Below are 20,486 nucleotides of genomic sequence, written 5' to 3'. Positions count from 1 at the left end.
GGTATCTATTATTGTTATCTTGTTACTATCTGCATAAAGGGATGTAAAGGATAGGGTGTAGGTTAGGGTTGCACCTGGGTTTATCTCATCTTCTCCTGTTTTTGTTATTGTTAATTGGGGTTTTGTTTCTACATATATTACTGAAAGTAATGTTTTTGTCCCAAGGTCTTTTGCTGTTATTGTTGCTATGTTCTCAATAACGCTCTTATCTAAAATCCCTTCATTTAGCTTTATAGAAAATGAAGCAGAACCTATCTCATCCTTTGCAAGATATGGAATTATCCATCTAATTCTTGTTGTATCTGGGCTATCAATACTCCACCAGCCATTATTGTAATAATATTCAATTGATGCACCCCCGCCATTTGCACTTTGAAACACATAACTACAAGAACCAGGAACAGCATACTCAATGACAATATCCTCTCCATACTTTTCTAATACATTGTAGGTAATCGTATATGTAAGCATCTCCCCTGGCTTGGATATAACCTTATTTGGTGTTATAGTTCCCTTAAGAGCAGGATGCCTGAATACAGGTAAAGAAAGGTAGTTACTAAAAATAGGAATAATCTCTTCTTTGCTCTCACAAGAGGCATTGGTTGTAAAGAAATCCCCCTGATATTTATCCTCTAGCCTTAAGCTAAAGGTAAATGTTTCTGTAGCAAGAGGAGAAAGTGTTGAGGTAGAAAAAGAAATCTCATTTATTTCTGGATTAAAGCTTCCTCCAGAAATATATGATACACCATAAGGAATTTTAGTCTTAATAACAATATTATTTGCAGAGATATTTCCTTTATTGCTTATTGTTAATGTATATGTTGCCAAATCGTTAATCCATATCTTGTTTCTATCACAAGAAATGTCTAAATAAAGGTCTACATTGCCAGTATTATTAAATATAAGGATGTAACCCCCCTTTGTTGAAAGAATAATATCCTCCTTCATATCCCCCGTAAAGTCTGAATAGGCAAAGGAGATTCCTTCATTAAACATCATTATCCCCTCTGTCAATGAGGGGCTTCCCATTACACCATTGTTTAAAAAGAGAAATCCGCCATCCTTTGAACCTACAAGGATATCAAAAAGCCTATCTTTATTTATATCCAAAACAAAAGGCCTTGCATCCCTACCCACTTTAAGATTTCCTGATGGAAGAGAAATAGGAATTCCAGAGTTAAAAGATAATGTTCCTATCCCTTTAGAAAACCAAACCTCTCCCTCACTATTTCCTATTAGTAAATCTATTTTCCCATCATCATCCCAATCAAATAAAGAGGGAGCGCTATTAAAACCAACATCAATAGGAATGCCAGAAGCGGTAAGGTATATTGGAAGACTAAATAAGGGTGCATCATCCGAACCAATATTTTTATAGAATAATACATAGCCTTCGCTGTTTCCAGAAATTAAATCCTTGTTCCCATCTCCATCAAGGTCATAAATGAACGGGGTTGCATTATATTCTACATCCAATATAGAGGTAATTGTTCCACTTGTTGTATATAGAGCAAATCCACCATTGAACATTGGAATTACCTCTCCCAAATTTCTGTAAAGGTATACCTCTCCCTTATTTGTTCCAATAATCAGGTCATTCCTTTTATCTCCATCAAAATCACAAACAAACACAGATGGATCTATACCTTGGTTTATATCAGATGAAGGACCAGGCATTTTATAGGAAAAATTAAAATTAGGCGGCTCTGCAAATGTCTTCTTTGTATTCAAAAATACATCTATACTTCCGCCTGCCTCTCCTACTACAAGGTCATATCCGCCATTTCCATCAATATCAGAAACAAAGGGAGATGCCCTAAATCCAACATCAATATCCATTCCAGAAACCTTGATTTTTTCTCCCTTTCTAAATGACCTTGTTGTTCCTGTTGCAGGCTCTTGCTTAAAAAACCAGATATATCCAAAATTATCTCCAGCAATAAAGTCTTTTATTCCATCGCCATCCCAATCAATGAAGTATGGAGAAGCATTCTCACCAACATCCAATGTATCAGTTCCCACCACTATCTTCTCTCCATCTTTGCTAAACGATGGCTCGTCATCACAACCCAAATTCTTATAAAACCATATTCTTCCAAGCTCATCTCCTACTAAAAGGTCTCTTGCTCCATCCTCATCAAAATCAGAAAAACAGGGAGAAGAATTTGCCCCCACATCTAAATCTTTGTCTTGAACATAGTATGCAGAGACATTTACTACACATACACCTTCCTCCTTATCAGCAATTAAGGCATAATCTCCATATAAACTAATTGAAACTGCCTCCCCTGGTGTATCATAGCCAACCTCCTCTTCTAGATTATTCCAGGGCTCATTAGGGTTATTAATCTTCAAAACACGCATTCCACTAGCTCCATCAGCAACAAATGCATAGTCTCCAACACGAGAAAGCACTATATCATTAGCATATGAGGTATCCTTAAGGATTGGTTTATAAATAACCGTATTACCCCAATCTGCCCCACTTTTCTCATAACAGACAATACCTGGAATACCAGATGCAATAAAAAGATACCTATCCTTAAATACAGCAATTCCCGACATATCACATGCTCCTATACCTTGTGGCTTTACATTCCATTTATAAATAAAGGCATCAGGATTAGGACCGCTATCATCCAGGCGAGAAACATCTACACTAACACAATGGATTCCAGCTGCACCTACTCCCAAAATAATATATCCATCTAAATAAAGTACATTGGAACAATTTCCCTGGGTAATAGGCTCATGAGTATACAATCCCTGTCTTACAGTTACAGGTGCTCCTGCATAGGATTTAATCGCATCTTGTGTATTCACTACCCATAACCCTTTGTTTCCATTGGCAATGTAAGCCCACTCATCTACGACAATAATTCCACGGCATATCCCTGTATTATTACCCTTATAATTTGCAACTACAGTAGGCTTGCTTGGATCAGAAATATTTAAAATAAGCAAACCCTCTGCACCATTTGCAATATAGGCATATTCTCCCTCTACATATACATTATTAACTACCCCTTTGTCAGGGTCGTAGGGTTTTCCACCAAATAAGCTAGGGTTGTTAATATTGCTCTTAATATCATAAATAGAAAGGCCAGCCAGACCCTGGGTAACATAGGCATAACCACCAGAAACAAAAACATTGTCGACAACGCCCAGATTTCCAAATTTTGTAACAAACATTGTTCCTGCTGTAAGTTTCTCAGGACAAAGCAAATATGGTGAGACATTTGTCCCTAAAACTAGATATACCTCGCCACTAGCACAACCAACTAAAAGGTCAATGATTCCATCCCTGTTGTAATCTGTAAAATAGGGCTTTGCGTTTTCTCCTACATCAATTGTAATCATGTCTGTTCCTGAAGCATATTCAAGGAGGGTATAGGTTGAAAATTGAAATTGTGGCACAAAGGGATCAGCTGGAATATACCCTTGTGGATAAACCTCTCCGCCCTTTAATTCACAAGGAATTTCATAGATTGCATGGTTTGAGCCATAAAGAATACCTTGCAAAACAAGGGAATTTGGGCTATCCTCTAAAACCTCAAATCTAATATTATCAACCAAAGTTCCTGTGCCTGAAGTTAAGCTCGGTAAGATAAAATTTCTTATCTCCAGCTTTCCTTGCTCTCTATCAATTACAAGCTCAGAACCCCAATTCCCTCCACCAAGAAATCCTCCCTTTGTAGGTGTGCCTGAAGGAGAGATATTAACCTTTTTTGGATCAAAAAATAAAGTTAGATTTAGAATTGCCAAATCCTCTACATTCTCTATATCTACATCTATATTAAACCAGGAGCCTATACCAGAAGAATATGTTACAGAGGGTGTAACCTTTACCTTCGTAGGATAAACAGAGGCAGAGGGGACATAATTATTGGCATAAAAGCGAATATAACCATCCTTATCTCCAACCAAAAGATCTTTCTTTCCATCATTATTCCAATCATAAAGCACAGGAGAAGGAAACCAATCTACGCCCTCCTTTCCTAATTGAAGAACATTTGAGGTAGCTGTAGAGGAGTAAGAAGAAAACACAGGCATCTTCCCCTCCCCTGCTTTTGCCAGAAAAACAAAGAAAATAAAAAGCTTTAGATATTTTTCAACAATGCCTTTATTACTTTTCATAAGCCCATTGCTTTCAAATTACTATATTTCTTTTTTATATATCGGCATTTTTTAGAGAAACCTTTAGAGTTTATTTAATAATGGCAATCTTTCCTATAGCCTTTTGCTTTTGGTTGTTGGTTATTAGATAGATATAGACGCCAGAAGCAACAGGATTTCCTTGCTTGTTCTTCAGTTTCCATTCAACCCTGCCATTTGTATTTGTGTATTCTTGCTCAAAGACAAGCTCTCCTGCAATGTTATAAATTCTAATCCTGCATTGGTCTGTAAGGTATAAAAAGATAATCTCTGGATATTGCTTGCAGGGGTTGGGATAAACTATAACAGATTTAAGGTCATTAGCTGGCAATGTTTTTCCCAATATTGCAATTAGGCTAAGATGGGTAAGTGTTCCATAAATAATGTTGTTTTGTGTATCAACCCAGGAACAAAGGATTTCTTCCCAACTTATGCCGTTAAATGTGTAGAGCTTAAGGGTTGACTCATCTACATTGCCCAAATTCAGCTCATTATATGGCACAGAAACAAAAATAGTAAAACTTTCATGAAATTCTGTATTTGATGAACCAATTATTCTAACATCAATACATAGACCAATTGCTCCAGCTGGCCTGGTAGTAGTAAATGTAGGATAATCCTTTGCATTAGTGATAACTATTCTGAATGCTTCTGTTAAAGAGCCTGTCTCAATTAGAGTTATTGTCCCATCATCAGAGCCTATTGTCTGGGTTGTCTCGGGTTCTATATAAACAGTAATGGTTGCTGTTATTGCCATTGTTCCCAATATTGCTGTAATTGTTGAAATACCTCCATTTATTGAATTAGTAATGGTAAAGCTTCCATTCCAACCGCTGTTGATTGGACCTGTCTCTCTTGGATTAAGGGTTTTTGTCAAATCAGTAATGGTTGCTGTGCCATTATAGTTTGTTTGATTGTTGTATCTATCATAGGGAATAATGGTTATAGTGAATGTCCCTTTTGTCGGGATGTTGATGCTATTATGAGATAAAATAAGTTTAAAGGAATGGTAGGTTCCACTAATGACAATTACAGTGGCTGTTGCTATTTTTCCTGAATATATGCCAGTAATGGTTATTGTTCCTGCCTCTTTGGGATAGTAGATGTTCTCTGTGAATGTGCCTTTATCTGCACTAAATTCTGCTTTGGTTGTCCAGGTATTGCCTTTTGTGTCATTGGCAATGGCTGTTAGGGTTTGTGAGCCATCAGCGGTAATGCTTGTAGCTTTTGGCTCAAGGCTCAAGGATGTTATTGTGCCGTAGGAAACGGTTATTGTAATTGTATCTGTATGTTGACCATCCGTAGCAGTAATGGTAGCAATACCTGTCTTCGTTGGGTCAAACACAGTCATTGTACCATACTCTGGGGTAAAACTTCCCAAAGCAGGGTCAATCGTCCATGTTCCCGGGATATAACCAATGGTGTTTGAGGCAGTATCATAGCCTTTAATGTCTAGGGGAAGTGTATCATCGGTTGTAATGGTGGTAGTTGATACCTCTATCTTTATCCAGCTCAATTCTCCTGTTGGTGTTCCTGATTTTTCATTGGACCTATCGCATTCATTGTCCGCTTTGTCATAAGCTGATATGGCAATATAGTAGCAAATCGCATTGGTTAAACTGCCCAATGTATAGGTTGTAGCAATTGTGCCTGTATCTTGAGTTTGGGTATAACTCCCTGATTGGGTGCCATAGTAAATCCTATATCCAGCAAGATTTGTATCTGTTCCCCCTGCCCAGATAATATTGAGTTGACCATCCAGGTGTGGATTTACAATAGAAACCAGGCTTGGTATTTGTGGCATTGTATTATCAATGATCAGGGAATAGGATTGGGTTGCTGTTCCTGCATTTCCTAATGTATCTGTTAAAGTTCCTGCAATGGTATAGCTTCCTTCTGGCTTTTCATTCCAATGGATGGTAAGAGAGCCTTGCATATCTCTTCCATCAATAAGGTTTGTAATTGTTGTTTTTGTTGCCTCTGTTGTTTCTTTTGCTATTACTAATGTTAAGTTTAAAGGATAAAGCTCTGTGTATGTGTAATAGATGGTCAGGCTATCCGTTCCCTGTTTATAAGCTTTAAAAAATGTTGTTGGTGTTGTAAGGCTAAGAATGGGTGGATCTTGTAAAGAAAAACCAGGTGTTGGTGTTCCTGTCTCCCAATTTATATCATCCAAACCATTGGTCTCACAATCTCCAAAGTTTGTTAAAAGAATATTTTTCTTATATAGGCTCTTTCCTGTATTGTTAGCCCCTCCTTCATCCCAGGCTAAATTATAAACAAGGCTATCTTGATAAGCTCCATCCCAGGATTTAAGATAAATAGCAAGATTCTCTTTTGGATTAGAGGTATTAAGCAACATTAATTCATCTCCCACATTGATGATATTTGCATTAAAAGGTGTATTGGGATAGATTGTTCTAAATCCTGTTGTATCTGTCCTTGCAAGGATAAGATATGAAAATGGAGGGATGGTTATGTTTGGAAGGGTTGTTTTTGCTCCCGAGAGAAATGTAGAGCTTCCAATTGAAACATTGGTAGTATTTGTATTATATAATTCAACAAACTCTACAGAAGAATCAGGGAAAGGAAAGGGATTTGGGTTTATCTCAGTTATAACTATACCATCTCTTCCCAGATTAGACCAAATATTTAATCCATTCTTTTTAGCCTCTATCTCTATATCCTCATAGACTGGAAAATTGATAAGGTCATTATAGATAAACATCCTCTTTGCCAAACCTTTGCTTAAAAGAGAAATATTAAATGTCTCGGTGCCAATTATTATAAGGGCTAGAAGCCTATTGTATATATCCCTTTGCAAATCAGGGTTTGCTGAATAAATAATATCAACATTTTTGTTTAATAAGGTATCAGAGGCAAAATTTTTTGCTTCATCAAAAAATAGCTCTCCAAACTCTGGACAATCTACAGCCAAAAGCCTGATTGTCTCATTCCCCCCATTTATCTTTGCTACAAAGCTATCACCATCAATGATATAGGTAATTGTTCCATTCTTCGTTATGCTCGTAATCTTTATAATTTCAAAGGTTGTTGTGCTAAAAAAACCATTTGTCCTTGCTGTAATTACCTTTGTTCCCAAGGTTTGGCTCTCTACAAGGAAGCTTAAAGAAAATGTTCCTAATAGACTTACCTGGGTTGTTGTTATTGTTTCCTTACTTCCAAAGTCAATGGAAATTATTGTCTCTGTTGCTGATGTATTGCCTTTAATTGTAATAGGCTCTCCAACCCCACCAGATGTTGGTAAAAGAAATCTTATCTGGAAAAAATCTCCAGCAAACTCATAGCAACCCATATCAACGATGCGAATAATCCGAAGGTTGCCCTCTTTGTCTGTTGAGGGAATTGCAATGGCTGTGTTTGAGCCTTTGTCTATGCAGGGGGAATTAGGCTGAAGGTTGAAGGCTGAAGGCTGAAATTGGGGATTAGATGAAATGTCATTTATTCCTGCAGAACAATTATAATAATTTTGTATGCCATAATAGCCATTATTCCAGAGGCAATTGTAATTTATCGTCGGGCTTCCCGAATAATTATAAACCCCATAATATCCATCCACTATCCTTCCATTCTCTGCAATAATGTTATTTTCAATAATGGGCGATGAGAACATTGTGCAAAAGATGCCATTCCCAAGATTGCCAGAAATTGTATTGTTGGTAATAATGGGAGAGCCTTTATAACAATAGATTCCATCAAAGCAATTTTTTACGATGATATTATTGACAATAAAAGGATTTCCATTTATATAAAGCCCTTGCTCTTCATTCTCTAAAATGCTGTTGCTCATAATAAATGGCAAGGAAGAAGGATCGCTATAAACCCCAGCTTTGTTATTTCCAGATATTGTATTATTAAAAATAGTGGGGTTGGCAAAATTTTTGCAATATATGCCGTAGCCATCATCACCAATAGCACCTGTTATTATAAAGGAGGATATAGATGAAGAGCCACAAACAATGCCATCAAAGGTTACAACAGGACCAGCATCAATTGGTTTTATTGTTGGTGTATTTGAGCCAATTAGGGTAATGCCTTTATTTATTGTAATTCTCTCTGGATATGTCCCTGCTAAAACACAGACAGTGCCCCCTTCCATACATTCATTTATCCCCTTTTGTATTGTCCTGAACGGGTTATCTAATGTTCCACTTCCTGTTATATCACTTCCCGATAAAGAAACATAAATTGTTGTCCATATGGTTGATGTTCCCTGAAATTCATAAGCACCCATATCAGCAATGCTATTTACTATTCTTGGATTTCCATCTTTGTCTATTGAAGGGATGTCTTGTATATTTGTCCCTTTATCTATGCAGGGTGAATTTGATAACAAGCGATAATCGTTATCCCTTACAAATCTGGGATTTTCTGAAATATCACTTTCTCCTTTAAAGCAATTGAAATAATTCTTGTTGCTATCCTCTCCATTATAAAAAACACAATTATAATTTAGCGTTGGTGTGCCAGAAAAAGATGGAGAGTTATAGATTCCATAATAGGTGCCCGATGTTCCATTCTTTGTAATAATATTGTTAGTAATTACAGGAGATGAGAGAAGGTTCAAAAAAATTCCATATTTTGTATTGCCAGAAATGGTGTTGTTGAGGATAAGGCAGGAGGAATTATAGCAAAAAATACCATCCTCATTTTCTATAATAATGTTATTAACAATAAAAGGGGTTGAATTTGAATAAACCCCAGCATACTTGTTGTTCAATATAGTATTGTGGCTTATATATGGAGATGAAGAAATTTTACAATAAATACCAGCCTCATTACCCAATATTGTATTATCAAAAATAAAAGGGGAGGCGGAATTTATGCAATATATCCCATAACCAGTAGTTCCACTACCACCCGTTATTATAAATGAGGATATAGATGATGAGCCACAAGCAGAACCACTAAATGTAACAACCGGGCCCTGGCTATTTGCCTTTATTGTTGGTGTATTTGAGCCAATCAGTGTAATGCCTTTATTTATTGTAATTCTCTCTGTATATGTCCCTGCTAAAACACAGACAGTGCCCTCTTCCATACATTCATTTATCCCCTTTTGTATTGTCTTAAATGGGCTATCTAAAGTCCCACTCCCTGCTGTATCAGAGCCGTATAGAGAAACATAAATAATAGGAAATATGGTTGGTGTTCCCTGAAATTCATAACATCCAATGTCAACTATGCCATTTATTATCCTTAAATTTGCATCCCTGTCAATTAAAGGAAGACCAGAAACATTATTTGTCCCTTTGTCTATACAGGGAGAGCCAGATATTAAATGATAATCATCTGCACCAACAAACAATGGATTTGAGGATATATTATTAAGAGAAGGGGAGCAATTATAGTAGTTATTATTACGAGACAGCCCATTATCTTTAATGTTGTTATAACTAATAGTAAGGCTTCCTGGATAAAGATAGCTGTTATTGACCCCATAGCAATCATTGCGTGTTGTCCCATTCTCTACAATAATATTGTTTGTAATAAAAATTGATGATTGGTGGCAGAAAATACCATTGCAGACACTCTTTAAAATATTGTTATTGGTAATAAAAAGTGAGGATGTTCTACAATAAACCCCATCCTCCCTATTTGCCTCTATTATATTGTTTGTAATAAATGGGGAGGATGACTTACAATATATGCCATTCTTATTTCCAAATATGGTATTCCTTGTAATATTTGGAGAAGCTCCATCTGTATGGACGCCATTGCTTGCATTATCAGAGATTGTATTATCAAAAATAGTAGGATTTGCGGAATTTTTGCAATATATCCCATAGCCATCATCACCAATAGCGCCTGTTATTATAATGGAAGATATAGATGAAGAGCCACAAACCAGTCCATCAAATGTAACCGCAGGACCTTCTGTATCTGGCTTTATTGTTGGTGTATTTGAACCAATTATGGTAATGTCCTTGTTTATTGTAATTCTTTCTGCATATGGATATATCTTCTTTCCAACAGAAATAGTTCCCCCTGATGGACAGACATTTATACCCTCCTGTATTTTCTCATAAATACCCAATAAACCCCCAGATGTTCCATAAACATAGACTAAAAGAAAAATTGGAATACCCTGAAACTCATAGCAACCCATATCAATTATTGCATTTATTGTCCTTGTGCCACCATCCTTATCTATCTCTGGAAGAATAAAACCAGGGATTGCGTTTGTTCCTTTATCAAGGCAGGGTGATGCAGAGGTAAGATGATAGTCTCCTCCTCCAATAAACAAGGGATCTTTAGAAATATTACCCTCTCCCCCATATAAATTCCCATAATTATTGCCACCACCCGCACCATTCGTCCCTACATCATTAAAAGCAATTGTAGGATCAGATGTATCATTAACATACTTATATATCCCATAGGCTTCATTACTCTCTGTGCCATTTCTAAAAATGATGTTATTAAAAATCAGAATATTGGATAATTCCAGCGAAATTCCATGGTTTGCATTTTCAATAATGGTGTTATTTACAATGGGTGAAGATGAATTGTCGCAGGAAATACCATTCAGTTTGTTTTGTCCTATTAGATTATTGACAATGGTTGAAGTTGAGGCTTCACAATAAATGCCATTTTGGATATTCCCCATAATTGTATTGCCACTAATTGTTCCAAAGGAATTAGAGCAATAAATTCCATTGTTGTTATTTGAAGAGATTATATTTCTAGAAATAATTGGGTCTGCCTCATTTTTACAATATATTCCATTGCCATTCCAGCATAATGTTCCTGTTGCACCTGTTATGGTAAATCCAGAAATCAATGCTCCATTTGCACCATTACCATCAAATGTTATTGTATTTGTATCAGAAATGCCTGCACTAATAATTGTTCCTGTTGCTACCTCTCCAATTACATTAATCTTTTTGTTTATATAAATTGCCTCAGTATAAGTGCCAACACAAACAAATACTGACTCAGATAAATTTGCACAATCAATCGCTGTCTGGATTGTTGAGTATGTCCCTGGCACATATATTGTAAAAAGTGGGGTTGGGTTAAGAAATTCATAAGCACCCATATCAACCCTACCCTGAAGTATCCTTATGTTGCCATCCCTATCTGTTGCTGGAAGACCGGCTACATTTAACCCCCTGTTTATACAAAATGAGCCTGAACCAGGCCTCTGGTCATCAGAAGAGATAAATTCAGGGTTTTGGAAAATATTGTGGCTTTGACCAGTATAGGGAAAATATGTATTTGTTCCCGTATTGCCATTGTTAAAGATACAATTATAATCAATGGTTGGGGTTCCTCCATTATTATAAACAACATAGTAGTCTCCAGCTGTCCCATTTTCAGTAAAGATATTGTTAAAAATAAGTGGCAGGCCATTATCGCAATATATAGCGGCAGTTCCTGTATTCCTTAAAATTACATTATTGACAATTAAAGGTGTTGATAATGTTCCACAAAAAATCGCTGTCTCTGTATTTCTTAAGAAAATATTATTGGCAATGGTTGGTGATAATGTCCCAAAGCAAGATATGCCATTTATATTTTCTAAAAAGCTATTGTTAATTATTACAGGAGGGGAAAAAGAGGATATGCCATTTTTATTCCCCTTGATTGTATTGCCAGATATAACAGGCTTTGCAGAATTTTTGCACAATATGCCATAGTTTCCATTTGTTATTGTAAAGGAAGAGATAATGGCATTCTCTGTAAGGCTTCCATCAAATATTATCTCATCAGAAAATAATGAAAGGTCAATTATGCTATCTATTGATTCTCCAATAAGAAATATTTTTCCTGATATATAGCAAGGAGCCTGCCAGGTTCCAGGGGGAACGGAAACAGTCCCATCTGTGGGGCAGGCGTTTATTCCCTGCTGGATAGATGAATATGTCCCAATAAGTGCGCCAGCAGGGTTGTAGACACTAATTGAGCCAAAGGTAGCGGTTTGATACTCATATGCACCCAAATCAACATTATTCCCTACACACCTTGGATTTCCATCCCTGTCTGTTGTTGAAATTCCTGGTGCTGTATTTGAACCACCCCCTATACAGGGGGAATTAGTTGATAATCTATGGTCTATAGCAGATAGAAATTGGGGGTTTATGGATATGTTCTTTCCTTGATGATAACAAGAAAAATAATGATTCTCTCCACTTGTTCCATTATTAAAGAGGCAGTTATGGTTGATGATTGGTGTTCCGCCATTATTATAGATGCCGTAATAATCGCCAGTTGTTCCATTTTCTGAAATGATATTGTTGTAGATATTTGGCAAAGAGTAATTTTGGCAAACAATGCCATTCTGGATATTCCCAAAGATTGTATTATTGGTAATATTGGGATAGATTGAACACCACCACTCGCTAAAGCAATAAATCCCAGAGGAGCTATTTTTTAAAATGAGGTTATTAACCACATTGGGCGAGGAATAAGCACAGTAAATGCCAGATTGGCCATTCCCTAAGATTGTGTTGCTTGTAATAGAAGGAGAGGCCCAGTTGCAATAGATGCCATAAGAGTTATTCCCTGATATTGTATTGTTTGTGATATTTGGAGAGGAGGAGGAGCAATAGATGCCATAATAGCTATTCCCTGAGATTGTATTGCTTGTAATATTTGGGGAAGAGGAGGAGCAGAAGATGCCATAATTTTCATTTCCTGAGACTATGTTGTTTGTGATAATTACAGATGCACCACTTTTACAAAGTATTCCATTACCATCATAGTCCCATCCATAATATATCCTTGCACCGATTATGTTAAACCCAGAGATTAAGGCATTATTTGCCGAAGTTGTATCAAAGGTTACGGTATTTGTATTGCCTAAGCCAGCGGATGTGATTGTGCATACACTTGCTCTTGCACCAATTAAGGCAATACGCTTGTTGATATAGATTGCCTCAATATATGTCCCCTCTTTGGCAGAGACTGTGCCGCCAATTGGACAGATATTCACGCCTTCCTGAATTTTTAAAACCTCCTTTATGATTAAACCTGTTGTGCCGTAAACCTTAATTGGATAAGCAGAAAACTCATAGCAGCCCATATCAGCAATCCAATTGACTATGCGTGGATTTCCATCTTTGTCAAATTGAGGAAGGGCTGGTGCGGCATTTGTTCCTTTGTCAATGCAAGGTGAGGATGAGCCAAGATGAAAATCACCGCCGCCAATAAATTGGGGATTAAGGGATATAGAGCCTATCCCACCCGTGCAATTGTAATAATTGTTATTGCCACCTAAGCCATTTCCCCAGACGCAGTTGTAATGGATAGTTGGGTTCCCGGAGCCTTCTTTTTTAATCCCATAATAGGTTGCATCCGTTGTCCCATTTTCGGTAATGATATTGTTGTAAATGGATGGAGAAGAGTTGTAGCAATAAATCCCATACTGGGTGGTATTCCTTGAAATTGTGTTGTTTGTAATATTTGGAGAGGAGAAGTAGCAATGAATCCCCTGCTGGGTATTCCCTGAAATTGTGTTGTTTGTAATTATTGGAGAGGAGGAGTCGCAGACGATGCCATATTCACCCCCTGAGATTGTATTGTTGGTGATTTTCGGAGAGGAATTGTTGGCGCAATAGATGCCACGGCTATTCCCTGATATTGTATTGCTTGCAATTTGCGGCGAGGATGAGTTGCAATAGATCCCACGCTGGTTATTACTTAAGATTGTATTGCTTGCAATTTGCGGAGAGGATGAGTTGCAATAAATCCCATGCTGGCTATTTCCCGATATTGTGTTGTTTGTAATTTGTGGAGAGGAATTGCTATAGCAGTAGATACCATTTTGACTATTCCCTGAGATTGTATTGCTTGCAATTTGTGGTGAGGAGCCATTGCAATAGATGCCATTGGTTGTATTCGTTGAGACTATGTTGCCTGTGATCTGTGGCGAGGAGCTAGAACAGAAAATACCATTCTTATTTCTTGTAATTGTATTGTTTGTGATACTCCCTAAGGAATTGCTTTCACAGTAAATGCCATAAGAAAAATCCCCTGTATGACCTGTAATTGTATTGCTTGCAATTTGAGGTAAGGAGCTGTAACAATGGATGCCATGGGTTGTATTGGTTGATATTATGTTGCCTTTTATCTGAGGAGAGGAATTGGTGCAATCAATGCCATAATTTGTATTGGTTGATATTGTATTGCTTGCAATTTGTGGTGAGGATTTATGGCAGGAAATACCATATTGATTCCCTGTAATTATATTATTGGTGATTATTGGATTGGCGTAGTTGGAAACCATAATCCCATTTGTGCCACCCCTTATGATAAACCCAGAAACAAAGGCATCATTTGCCAGGTTGCTATCAAATGTTATTATATTACCTGTGGTTGTAATGGTTGGCATCCCAAAACCTATTAGGCTAATCCTTTTATTGATATAGAGAGCCTCGGTATATGTTCCAGAATCTACGGACACTGTGCCTCCTATGGGACAGGTATTTATCCCCTGTTGAATGCTAGAGTAAGTCCCCAGAACATCCCCTGAAGGCCCATAGACTGTAACCGAGCCTTGAAATTCGCCTTGATACTCATAGGCACCTGCATCCACCTTCCTATTTATCCTTTCCTTTCCATCCCTGTCTAATAAAGGAATCCCAGGTGCGGTGTTTGTTCCTGACTCTATGCAGGCTGAGAGGGGATTTAAATGATAATCATTTTCTCCAACGAATTGCGGGTTGAGTGAAATATCAGAGCCAGAATGACTGCAATTGTAGTAATTATAACCATTTCCCCAAACATTGTTATAATTTATGGTTGGGCTTCCAGCGTCTCTATATATCCCATAGTAGCTTGCACCCATTGTCCCATTCTCTGTAATGATATTGTTGTAGATTAAGGAGAAGTCAGAAAGGCAACAAATACCATAACGGCTATTCCTTGATATTGTATTGTTTGTGATGGTTGATGTGCCAGAGGAAGAAAGTATTCCGCAGGTATTTCCTATAATGATGTTGTTGGTAATATTTGGCGATGAGTTAGAAAAATATGTGGCCGTGCTATTTTCTGATATTGTGTTGTTTGTAATAATTGGCGAGGAATTGTTACAAAAAATGCCAGAGGAATTATTTATAATTGTATTGCCAGCTATATTTGGCTTTGCTCCATTTCTGCAAAAGATGCCCTTCCCTTGGTTTGCTCCGGTTATGGTAAAGCCACTCAGGATTCCTTCTCCTCCATCAAAGGTTATTGCATTTCCATTAGCTATTCCAGCCACAGTTATTGTGCTATTATCGCCAATTATATTAAGCCTTTTGCCAACATAAACCTCTTCATAATATGTCCCTTCTCCCACAGAAACACTTCCATTATTTGCCGAGAAATCCACGGCTTCCTGAGTAGTATTATAGGGCATATATTCTGTGCCAAGCTCTATTCCTGTATAGGTTGCATTAACATAAATTGTAGTGGCTGTCTCTAATACAAAATTTGCCTTAACTAGAGAGCCTTCATCTACCCATACATTCTCGGTATATGAGCCATAGAAACCCTCTAGCCTTGCAATCAGGGTGTATGTGCCTTCGGCAACATTTATCGTATATGTGCCGTTTATATTGGTAACTGCAATGTAAGGAAAACCCTCTACACTTATCCTTACTCCGCTAATGGGAATATTTAGCCTATCTGTAGCTGTCCCTGTAAGGGTGCTGGTAGGTAAAACAGGTGGACTTCCCTGAAACTCAGAGGCACCTATATCAACAATAGCATTAGCTATGCGGGGATTTCCATCTTTATCCTTGTCTGGAAGGGCAGCTGCTGTATTCAAGCCAGCCTCGATACAGCAAGATGTAGCCATCAGGCAATAATTGTTGTCAAGCTGGGCATCTTGTGAGATGTTTCCATTTTCGCCTGTTTTATCAGGGATTCCATAGTAATTATTTAATAAATTGCCAAAGACACAGTTATATCCCGTGTCTAAAATAGAGCTTTCAGAGCGGATACCATAGCAGGCATTTGCCTGGATGATATTGTTGGTTAAGCTTCCTCGGGAATTGTCAAGGAAAATACCATGCTGGGTATTGGTTGCTATTGTGTTGTTTGTAACAATAAGATAGCCTTGAGAGGAAAGGATGCCAGAGGAATTCTTTATACAAACATTGTTTGTGAGAATACAAGAGGCATTTTCACAAGATATGCCATTTTCATTTTTTAGAACTACATTTCCTGTGATACAAGGATTAGAAAAATTTTTACAATATATGCCGCTCTTGGATGTCCCTGTTGCACCCATAATAACAAATCCCCTGATAATCCCCGTTGCATTTGCTCCCTCAAATGTTATGACATCTACATTACCCATCTCCTCTGTTGTAATTGTTGCAAGACCATTACCCGGGCCTATAATGGCAATCCTCTTATTAACCGAGACAGATTCATTATATGTGCCTGTCCCTGCAGATACAGTTCCATTTTCCGGACAGGCATTTATTGCTGATGAGAGCTTAGTATAGGTTCCCATAAAACCTCCATTTTCATCGTATACATCAACCACAGGCAAAACCCCTTGATACTCATAAGCACCCATATCAACAATGTTATTTACAATCCTTCTATTTCCATCCTTATCAGTAGTAAGCCAGGCTGGAACATAGGTATTTGAGCCTTTGTCAATGCAGGGCGATGTGGATTTAAGATGAAAGTCCGATGGGCTGGTAAATAGAGGGTCAGATGAGATGTCATTTAGCCCAGCCGAGCAGCCAGAAGAATAATTTTGTGTGCCAGTTAATCCATTATTCCAAACATCGTTGTAGTTAATCACTGGGTTCCCACTATATGATTCTTTATATATCCCCCAATAATTTGCAATGGTTGTTCCATTCTCGGTAATGATATTGTTGTAAATATTTGGATGGTAACCCGACCAGTAAGAACAATAGATACCATGCCTCTTATTCTTTGATACTGTATTGTTTGTAATGTTTGGAGAGGAATACCTGTCTATATGTATACCATGCTGACCGTTCTCTGAAATTGTATTGTTTGTGATTTGTGAAGAGAAATTCGCGCAGTAGATGCCACAATTGCTATTTTTTGATATTGTGTTGTTGGTAATATTTGGAGAGGAGTCGCAATAGATGCCATGCTGGCTATTCCCTGAGATTGTGTTGTTGATGATGTTTGGAGAGGAGTAGTAGCAATAGATGCCCCAGCTATTTCCTGAGATTGTATTGTTTGTGATGGTTCCTGAAGAATAATTCTCATAGCGGATGCCATTGTTGCATCCCGATATTGTGTTGCTTATAATTTGTGGCGAGGATGAGCTGCAATAGATGCCATAATAATTATTCCCTGCTGATATTGTGTTGTTGGTAATAATTGGCGAGGAGGAAGAGCAGAAAATGCCATGATTTGTTGTAATTGTGTTGTTTGTAATAATTGGCGAGGAAAAAGAACAGTAAATGCCCTGGCTGATATTTCCCGATATTGTATTGTTCGTAATGGTTCCTCCTGAAGAAGAACAGTAAATGCCTTGCTGGCTATTTGCTGTTATTGTATTGCCTGTGATGGTTGGTGTAGCAAAAGAGCAAAATATTCCATAAAGATTTCCTGTAATTGTATTGCCAGCTATATTTGGGGCTGCAGAGTTTTTGCAAAAAATACCCCTTCCTTGTGTTGCTCCGGTTATCCTAAAGCCAGATATAATTCCCCTTGTTTGCGTTCCCTCAAAGGTTATTGCATTTGCATTGGCTATTCCAACCACAGTTATTGTGCTATTATCAGCCATTAGAGCAGGGCTTTTATTATAGACATAAACCCCTTCATAATATGTCCCTTCTCCCACAGAAACACTTCCATTATTTGCCGAGAAATCCACGCCTTCCTGAATCGTGTTATAGGGCATATATTCTCTGCCAAGCTCTATCCCTGTATAACCTTGCCTAACATAAATTGTAATTGCATTCTCTAATACAAAATTTACCTCAACGCTGGAGGATACATCCACCCATACATTCTCGGTATATGAACCATAGAAACCCTCTGCTTTTGCAACTAGGGTATATGTGCCTGGAATAACATTTATACTATATGTGCCATTTTCATTGGTAATTACATAACCTATATCCTCTACCTCTACCCTTGCTCCCTTAATAGGAGCCTTCCCTACATCTGTAATTGTGCCAGTAATGACGCTAAATGTAGGTTGGCTTCCCTGAAACTCAGAGGCACCTATATCTACGATACCATTAAATATTCTGGGATTACCATCCTTATCTTTTGCTGGAATAAAAGGGGCTGTGTTTAAACCAGCATTTATGCAGGATGAAGTACTTGCCAGGCAATAATTGGCTATAAGTTGGGCATTTGCTGAGATATTCCCATTTTCCCCTGTTTTATCAGGAATTCCACAGTAATTTGATGAATTGCCAAAGACACAATTGTATTCAATGCTTGGGAAAGAGCTTTCGCAAAATATGCCATACCCTCCATTTGCCTGGATGATATTGTTGGTAAGGCTTCCTCTGGAATTGCTTTCAAGAAAAACACCATGCTGGGTATTGGCGATTATTGTATTGTTTGTAACAATGGGAAAGCCTTGAAAGGAATGGAGAGCAGAGGAATTTTTTGTAATTACATTATTTATAATCTTAGGGGAGGCGGAATTCTTGCAGTATATTGCGCAGTTGGATATTCCGGTTGCACCCATAATAATAAATCCCCTGATCATCCCAGTTGCATTTGCTCCATCAAATGTTATGGCATCTACATTGCCCAAGCCCTCAGGGGTAATGGTTGCCGGCTTATTAGAAGGTCCTATAAGGTCAATTGCCTTATTAACCGAAATGCTCTCATTGTATGTCTCGCTTTCCGCAGATACAGTTCCATTTACCGGGCAGGCATCTATTGCCTTCAAAAGCGTGGGATAGGTTCCGATAAGGGTTCCCGTTGCACTATATACTGTAACCACAGGCAAAACCCCCTGATACTCATAAGCACCCATATCTACAAAGCCATTTTTTATCCTTGGGTTGCCATCCTTATCTTTTGCTGGAATCCCAGCGGCTGTGTTTGTGCCAGAGTCTATGCAGGGTGATGATGCCCTTAAATGATAATCATCACCCCCTATAAAGTAAGGATTCTTACAAATGTCATTTGGCCCAGGCGAGCAGTTAGAATAATTTTGTCCGTTCCCCCAGACACAGTTGTAATTGATGCCTGGACTTCCGCCACTATTATAGATGCCGTAATAACCATTCTTTGTAATGATATTGTTGTAAATGGAGGGCGAGGAATTGTTGAAGCAATAGATGCCATAGCCATTCCCCGATATGGTGTTATTGGTGATATTTGGAGAGGAGGAGTCGCAGAGGATGCCATAGTTATAGCTAGCCACTGAGATTATATTGTTAGCGATTATTGGGTCTGCACTGCCTGTGCACCGTATCCCATATGATGCCCACCCACTTATCCTAAACCCCGAGATAGAAGCACCATCAGAGGCATTGGCCTCAAACCTTACTACATAGTTACTATTATAGCTAATTGTAGGTGTGCCAATGCCAATAAGGTTAATTTTTTTCTGGACAAAAACATACTCATTATATGTTCCACCCGAAACATAGATATTATCCCCATCACTTGCCGCACTTACTGCATCTGAAATTTTTGTATAGCTTCCTGGCACATACCAATCCTTTGCCCAGCAGGCATTCCCTAGCAAAAGCCCAAAAACTAACCATCTCTTCATAAACCCTCTAATGTAAGTATCCTACATTTAAATCAAATTATCAAGCAAAATTTGCAGTAGCAATTTAGCATAATAGAGCCATAGCTCCCTTATTATTTATCGGCATTTTTACAAAAATCCTTAAGACTTATTTTTAAATACTTGAAATTCAATTGATTTCCATAATTTCTTACTTAACTTTGGCTTTCTTTGCAAATTTCCTTGCAAAATTACAAGGCTTTATTGTAAAATATCTTTATGGCAGTATTAGAACTAACCCCTTACATTAGAAGGGAGATTGAGGATATTGTTGATAAGCGAATAAGGGAAGTCCATGTTACAAAGGAAGACTTTTCTGAGCTTAAGGGGATTGTCCGAGAGCTTGCAATTATCCAGAAAGAAAGCGAGAAAAGGCTTAGAGGGGTAGAAATAGCAGTTTCCGAGCTTGCCGAAGCCCAGAAACGGACTGAAACAAGGGTTGAGGAGCTTGCAATTGCCCAGAAAGAGCTTGCCGAAGCCCAGAAACGAACTGAAACAAGGGTTGAGGAGCTTGCAATTGCCCAGAAAGAGACTCAAAAAGAGATTAGCGAATTAACCAAAGCCCTTGAAAGAACAAATACCAATGTAGGGGGCATTGGAGAGACAATGGGATATG

General features: G+C 37.9%; 3 protein-coding genes. 1 reads left to right on the top strand and 2 read right to left on the bottom strand.

Features of this window, described 5'->3' with window-relative positions; translation table 11 throughout:
• Positions 1-4,137 (bottom strand): FG-GAP-like repeat-containing protein (locus AB1630_00610; protein ID MEW6102314.1); only part of this gene is annotated, 4,137 nt, incomplete at its 3' end.
• Positions 4,138-4,207: 70 nt separating this feature from the next.
• Positions 4,208-19,852 (bottom strand): right-handed parallel beta-helix repeat-containing protein, encoded by a 15,645-nt coding sequence (locus tag AB1630_00605; protein MEW6102313.1) that lies wholly within the window; start codon positions 19,850-19,852, stop codon positions 4,208-4,210.
• Between the two features lie 237 nt (positions 19,853-20,089).
• On the opposite strand from AB1630_00605, the gene AB1630_00600 reads away from it, so the two are divergent.
• On the top strand, positions 20,090-20,486 hold a 397-nt coding region (locus tag AB1630_00600), incomplete at its 3' end, for a hypothetical protein (GenBank protein MEW6102312.1).

The sequence above is a fragment of the bacterium genome (assembly GCA_040753555.1).
GTDB lineage: Bacteria > UBA9089 > UBA9088 > UBA9088 > UBA9088 > JBFLYE01.
Note: the sequence above shows the minus strand (reverse complement) of the source record. Positions and strands in the feature narration are given on the sequence as shown.